7 protein-coding genes are annotated in these 5,822 nt (G+C 70.1%); 6 read left to right on the plus strand and 1 reads right to left on the minus strand.

All coding sequences use genetic code 11. The features are described from left to right. The 6 genes from VE172_RS09215 to VE172_RS09240 all read left to right on the plus strand — a co-directional run. A partial coding sequence (locus tag VE172_RS09215) for a hypothetical protein (protein ID WP_324800241.1) occupies positions 1-338 on the plus strand: 338 nt, incomplete at its 5' end. Between the two features lie 291 nt (positions 339-629). Then, the gene (locus tag VE172_RS09220) at positions 630-1,097 is read left to right on the plus strand and encodes a hypothetical protein (RefSeq protein ID WP_324800244.1); all 468 of its coding nucleotides are present in this window, start codon (positions 630-632) and stop codon (positions 1,095-1,097) included. 32 nt (positions 1,098-1,129) lie between these two features. Further along, complete coding sequence (locus tag VE172_RS09225; RefSeq protein WP_324800247.1) at positions 1,130-2,134, plus strand: hypothetical protein; 1,005 nt, start codon at positions 1,130-1,132, stop codon at positions 2,132-2,134. Between the two features lie 22 nt (positions 2,135-2,156). Beyond that, a complete protein-coding gene (locus VE172_RS09230; RefSeq protein ID WP_324800250.1) occupies positions 2,157-2,666 on the plus strand; it encodes a hypothetical protein in 510 nt (169 codons plus the stop codon). Further along, complete coding sequence (locus tag VE172_RS09235) at positions 2,663-2,965, plus strand: hypothetical protein (protein WP_324800252.1); 303 nt, start codon at positions 2,663-2,665, stop codon at positions 2,963-2,965. Before VE172_RS09230 ends, VE172_RS09235 begins: the two co-directional genes overlap by 4 nt. A gap of 13 nt (positions 2,966-2,978) precedes the next feature. After that, on the plus strand, positions 2,979-3,551 hold the full coding sequence (locus tag VE172_RS09240; RefSeq protein WP_324800254.1) for a hypothetical protein: 573 nt from the start codon (positions 2,979-2,981) through the stop codon (positions 3,549-3,551). A 51-nt stretch (positions 3,552-3,602) separates the two neighbouring features. On the opposite strand, the gene VE172_RS09245 is transcribed toward VE172_RS09240, so the two are convergent. After that, positions 3,603-5,822: BTAD domain-containing putative transcriptional regulator (locus VE172_RS09245; RefSeq protein WP_324800255.1), on the minus strand; the 2,220-nt coding region annotated here is incomplete at its 5' end.

Raw genomic sequence — 5,822 nt, forward strand, 5'->3', positions numbered from 1 at the left:
CCACGACGGGACGGGATTCGATGGAAACCTTTGCTGACAAGCTGGACAAGGTCGTCGTCAACAGCCTCTCTCCGAATCGGACCGTGAAGGTTCGCCTCAGCGGACGCGACGGCATCACCGTGCGCTTCGCCGCGTCGGGCGACGTGCGGCTGCGCTGGCGCGGTGACCGGGACGTGGACGTCCGGATCGCCGAGGACGCCGTGCATCGCATGAACGAGGACACCCTGCTCGACTGCCTCAACGAGGTGATCTCCGCGGCGCGCCGCGAACGTGTCGAGAGATTTATGAACATTCACAAGGACATCAACTCCGTGGCCGCCGTCCAGGGGGCATTGTGACCGAATCGGGAGTGGCGCTCGGCGCCGACCTGACCAACTCAAACGGGTAAGCCGCACGATCCCGCCCGCCGTCGCCGCGGCATACGCGCAGTCCACTCACCATCTTCAGCACACCGCGGCCTCGACGACTCGGGCGCCGCCCCGGAGATGATCGCCGACGCGGACCGGGGCGACTTCGGGCGGTTCCGTCGGTCCGTGAAGTGAGCCCGGAATCGCGCCTTAGGTCGATTCCAGGTTTGCTTTAGACCCGCGCACGACCATTGCCGTCATGAACATCGAGAGGCGGAAGTCATGACCGGGGAGATGTCGGGCGTGGAGCTCGGTGGCGAGCTCAACAAGCTCCGCACGGCCGCGCGGGTGGAGCTGCCGCGGATGGCCGACGAGTATCACCAGATCGCGGCCGACCTGTCGGGCACGGCGGGGACCACCGCGTTCCACCGCCCCGAGGACTACTTCGGGCCGCGGGTCGTCGACTACTCCTGGTCGCGGCTGCGGGACCTGGTGTGGAACGCCAGCGACAACACCGCGGCCACCCTGGTGGGCGTGGGTTCGCTGCTGGGCAAGGCCCTGGACGACTTCGTGGCGCACGATGCCGAGGCGGCCCAGCGGCTGGACGTCTACCGCAACGAGGCCCAGAACGACTCCACCACGTCCAACGACGAGTACACCGGCCAGCCCTCGACCACCAATCCACCCGCGTGGAGCCTGCCCACCGACGACCACCAGGCCCGCCCGGGCGGGCCCCCGCGCGCGAGCTGACCAGAAAGAGCATCACGGTGACAAGCGACTACGTGAACAAACTGAACACGGCGATCGACAGGCTGATCGATTCCACCTACAACAAGACCATGGACGGCTTCGCCGACGAGTTCATGGAGATCGGCGGGGCGCCACAACTCGACCTCGGCCCCCCACACAAGACCCACGTCAAGGACGACAGCCCGATCCGTCCCTTCCTGCGGGACCTGACGAACCGCATGTTCGACCACTGGCGGCAACTGCCCGAGCCACAGGGTATCCGCGACCTGTCCGCCAAGACCAAGACCGCGCGCGACAAGCTGTGCACCACCGACGCGCTCAAGATGGAGGACGCCGCGGGCTCGGTCGGCGGCGGCCCGCTGATCCCGGGCTACATGGCCGATGTCAGGCAGGACCTGAGCGAGTGGCGGGGCGCCACCACGAGCGCGGTTAAGTCCAAGGTGGTCAATCGCTTCCCCGCGGCGCTCTTCCTGCAGGCCAACACCCTGTCGGTCATGAAGCTGTCCCTCGACGCCTACGCCATCGTCATCGAACAGGCGCAGGGCGACGTCGTCGACATGGTCAACCACGCCGCCGAGGCGGTGGACGCGATCGACTGCTGGGGCGGCGACGACGGCAAGAACGCCGTGTTCAACATCTTCACCGGGGCCCTGGGACTGGTCGGGGTCTTCAACGGGATCAAGACCGCGGTGCAGCTGGTCAGCGCGGTGACCTCGGGCGGCGCGGGCGTCGCCAAAGACGTGATCAAGCTCGACGACCCCGAGTCGAATCCGCTGGGGGCCGGGCGGATCAGCGGCGTCTGGAGCAACCTGATGCAGGCCGAATTCAAGCTGGTCAAGAAGTTCAGCGCCAGCGAGGGCCACATCTACGACGTCCTCAACTCCTACTACTGGGAGCTGGAGAACAAGATCAACATCACCCACGGTCCCGACAACTCCGAGTACGAGACCGACTCCGCCGCCAACGTGATTCGGCTGCTGGCGCCGTCGGGGATCTCCCCGGGCGGGGTGAAACCGCCGCTGAGTCACACCCACTGACAACCCAAGGGAGACAAGCGACATGACCCAGCTGGCCGAGCGCCTCGACGCGCTCACCGCCACGGTTTTCGCGCCCGACCAACGCATCGAGGGCCGCGTCAGGGGCGTCACCGTCGACGTCCGTTTCCACGAACCCGACCTGCACCGCCACCTGGGTGCCGAGGCGCTCGGCCACCAGCTGGAGCGCCTGTTGTCCCTGGTGGCGGTGGCCCGGGTGCGCACCCGCCGCGAGATCCTCACCGAGTTCGGCTTCGAACACCGCGCGCTCGAACACACCGACGCGCGGTACCAACGGTTTCGCCGGGCCGCCTCCGAACTGAGGGGCGCGGGTGCGTCGCACGATCGCGCCGTCGCCGTGGCCACGATCGGGCTGCGGGCCTTCAAGGTGCGCCTGGAACCCAAGCCGGTGCGCGACATGAGCGAAACCGAGTTCCGCCAGGCCTTCCGGGCCGCGTCCTCGGCGATGATCGCGGACTACACGCTGAAGTCCAAGCTGTTGAAGAACGAGATGTTGGGCGCGGCGGGATCATGAGTCACGGCACCGCGGCGGACCTGTTCTACCTGTGGAGATTCGCGAACGTGGGTCTCCCGAGGGTCGCGGAGGTGTACTTCGCGACGAGCGGGATGGCCGAGTCCACCCACGACACCCGGGGTGTCTTCGTCACCGACGCGTCGGGGGAGGAGAACCTGGTCAGCCCCGTCTACACCTGCTTCAGCCGGGTGCGCGACGAGTGGCAGCACATCCTGACGAAGTGCGCCACCGACATCTACGACACCGCCGACGGTCTCAACCAGGCCCTCGATGGCGGGAAGGCGCCCGTCGCCGACTGAGCGAGGTGCGGCAGTGAGTTACTACCAGACGGAAGAATTGTGGGGCATGGGAAAGGCGATCGTGGCGGCCGCGAGGCGGGCCGCCGGCGGCGACCTGGCGAACGTTCCGCTCGACGCCATTCCGTCCATCGTGGTCAATCGCGGTCGGCCCGCTCCCGAGGGTCTCGACGGCATCGTGCGGAACCTGGAGGTGGCCGGTTCCACGCTCGCCGCCGCGAATCCCGCCGCCGACGCGGCGGTGCGCAGATCCGCCCGCGAGATCGACATGTGGGGCGCGGGGCCCCGGGTCGATCTTGAGGGATGGCTGCCGCACATCGCCCGCGACCACCACGCGGTGGCCGCCCGGCTCGCCGCGACGATGCGCGCCACCAGGGGCGTCTATGAGTGGCAGCGCCGCGAGCTGTCGGACCTGATCGACGCCACCATCGCCGCGCTCGACGCGGGCGGCCGGGGGGTCTCCCCGGTGATCGCCGACTTCCATCGCCGCCTGGACGACATCGCCACCGAGCGGGACGCGCGGGAGCTGAGGATCTGCGACGCGCTCGATCGGATCTACGACGCCATGGTGCCGACCCGACGACCCTGAGCCTTACTCCGCCTGCCGCGGCCCCACCGTCACCTGGGACGGTGGGGCCGCTCAATCATCGCGGTCCGGCGGTCCCAGCGCGGCGATCTTGTCCTGTATGGATTCCCATTCGCGCTGTCGTCCCTGTTCGCGCAGCAGCTCTACGGCGTCGCTCCACCACTGCCGGGCCTGACGCGGGTCGTCCATGCGGGCGTGGCAGTCGCCGATCCGCTCGCAGTCGGTGGGCAGGGTGTGCTCGTTGTTCTGACGGCGCGTCATCTCGAGGCGGCGGGTGTACCAGTGCAGGGCGGTTGGGTAGTCGCCGCGCTGGAACCACACGTCGGCGAGGCTGTGGGTGGCCTCGGTGGTGGCGAAGATGGACAGTGACGTTTCGAGGTGGGCCTGCGCGGCGTCCAGGTCGCCCAGCTTGGCCTCGCTCCAGCCGAGCGAGTTGTACGCGATGGCGCCCCACCGCCGACTGTCGGTCGACGCCGACAGCTCGACCATGCGCTGGGCGTGTTCGCGGCCGGCGGCGTGGTCGCCGCGGGCGTCGGCGATGACGCACAGGCTCATGTGCGACGACAGGCGCAGCGGCACGTCGCCGGTCCGCGCGGCGAATCGCACGGCCTCCGTCGTGATGGACTCGGCGCGGTCCAGGTCGCCCGAGGCGACGCAGAGGGTGCTGAGGCCGATGTAGATGATGGCCTGGGCCCGCGGGTCGCCGAGGCGGTCGGTGGCGTGCCTCGCGCGGGACCACCCGGCGATGCCGTCGGACCAGCGGCCCTGCGCCCACTGGTAGCGACCCGTGATCCACGCCAGCCGCCACACGTGGCCGTCCATGCTGAGGTCCTCGGCGGATTCCTGGGCCGCCAACAGATTGGGGTACTCGACGGCGTACCAGTCCAAGGCGTCGTCGGAGTCCACAACGGACACGATGGTGCGCTCCAGCGGCTCCTCCAACGATATCGACGTCATGGACGGGAAGACCCGCGCCGCCGAGTAGGACGCGTGCAGGTAGTGATCGACCAGGCGGCGCCGCGCCCGCCTCCGCCGTGGATCGTCGATGGTGTCGTCGGCGACCTCGGCCGCGTACAGCGCCGTCAGGTCGTGGAGGCGATGGCGGCCGGCGGCGTCGCGGTCGAGGAGATGCGCGGTCTCCAGCTCCCGCAGGGACTTGCGCGCGGCGGCGGGGGAGCGGGCGGCGAGGCTGGCGGCGGCGTCCACACTCACCGTCGTGGTGAACGCCAGGCCGAGACAGGAGAACATCGACCGCGCCGCGTCGGATACCGCGCGCAGCGAGGTGGCGAGCACCGACCTCAGGGAGGCCGACAGGTCGCCGGTCTCCAGCTCGTCCAGCAGGGTGGCGCGGTCGCGCAGGTCCGCGGTCAGGGAGCTCAGGGACCTGTCGGGACGGGTCGCGGCGTTGGCGGCCACGATGCCCAGCGCCAGCGGCAGTCCCGCGCAGTGCGTGACCAGGGCCGCGGCGGCCTCGGGCTCGGCGGCGACCCGTCCGTCGCCCAGGTGCATGGCCAGCGCGTCGTGCGCCTCGACGTCGCTCAGCGAGGACACGGCGATGGAGGCGGCCCCGTGCGAGGCCACCAGCCCCGCCAGCTCGACGCGGCCGGTCACGATCGTGAAGCAGCCCTCGCCGGGCAGCAGCGGCGCCACCTGGCGATGGTCGCGGGCGTTGTCGAGCACCACGACCAGGGCGCGCCCCGATGTCTTGCTGCGCAACAGCCCCGAGGCTTGCTCCACGTCGGACGGTATGGCCGTCGACGGGACGCCGAGCCCTCCGAGCAGGGCGCGCAGCGCCTTTTCGGCGGTGACGGGTTGCCGCGACGGGTCGAAGCCGTGCAGGTCGATGTGGAGCTGGCCGTGGGGAAATCTCGCGAGGTTGTCGCTGGCCCAGCGCGTGGCCAGCCAGGTCTTGCCGATGCCGCCCGGCCCCGACAGGGCGACGACGGGGGCGCCCGACGCCAGCGCGTCGTCCATCATCGACCGTTCGCGTAGGCGCCCGGTGAAGCGGCGCGGCGCGGGCGGCAGCTGGCGGGGGACCTGGGCGCCCGGTCGGGGCGGGGGCGTTGTGGTGTCGTTCAGCCCCTTGAGGACCCGCAGTTGGATCCGGATCAGCTCGGCGCCGGGCTCGGCGCCCAGCCGTTCGACGAGATGGCGGCGGGTGGCGTCGAAGCGGGCCAGCGCCTCGGCCTGGCGACCGGTCGCCGCCAGGGCCAGCATCGCCTGCCCGGCCAGGCGCTCGTCCCCGGGCCGCTGGACGGCGGCGCGCCGCAGCTC

Source organism: Stackebrandtia sp., assembly GCF_035643755.1.
Classification (GTDB): Bacteria; Actinomycetota; Actinomycetes; order Mycobacteriales; family Micromonosporaceae; genus Stackebrandtia.

Coding starts and splice junctions, on each gene's coding strand:
- VE172_RS09230 (WP_324800250.1), top strand. CDS start 2,157: ATGACCCAGCTGGCCGAGCGCCTCGACGCGCTCACCGCCACGGTTTTC.
- VE172_RS09220 (WP_324800244.1), top strand. CDS start 630: ATGACCGGGGAGATGTCGGGCGTGGAGCTCGGTGGCGAGCTCAACAAG.
- VE172_RS09235 (WP_324800252.1), top strand. CDS start 2,663: ATGAGTCACGGCACCGCGGCGGACCTGTTCTACCTGTGGAGATTCGCG.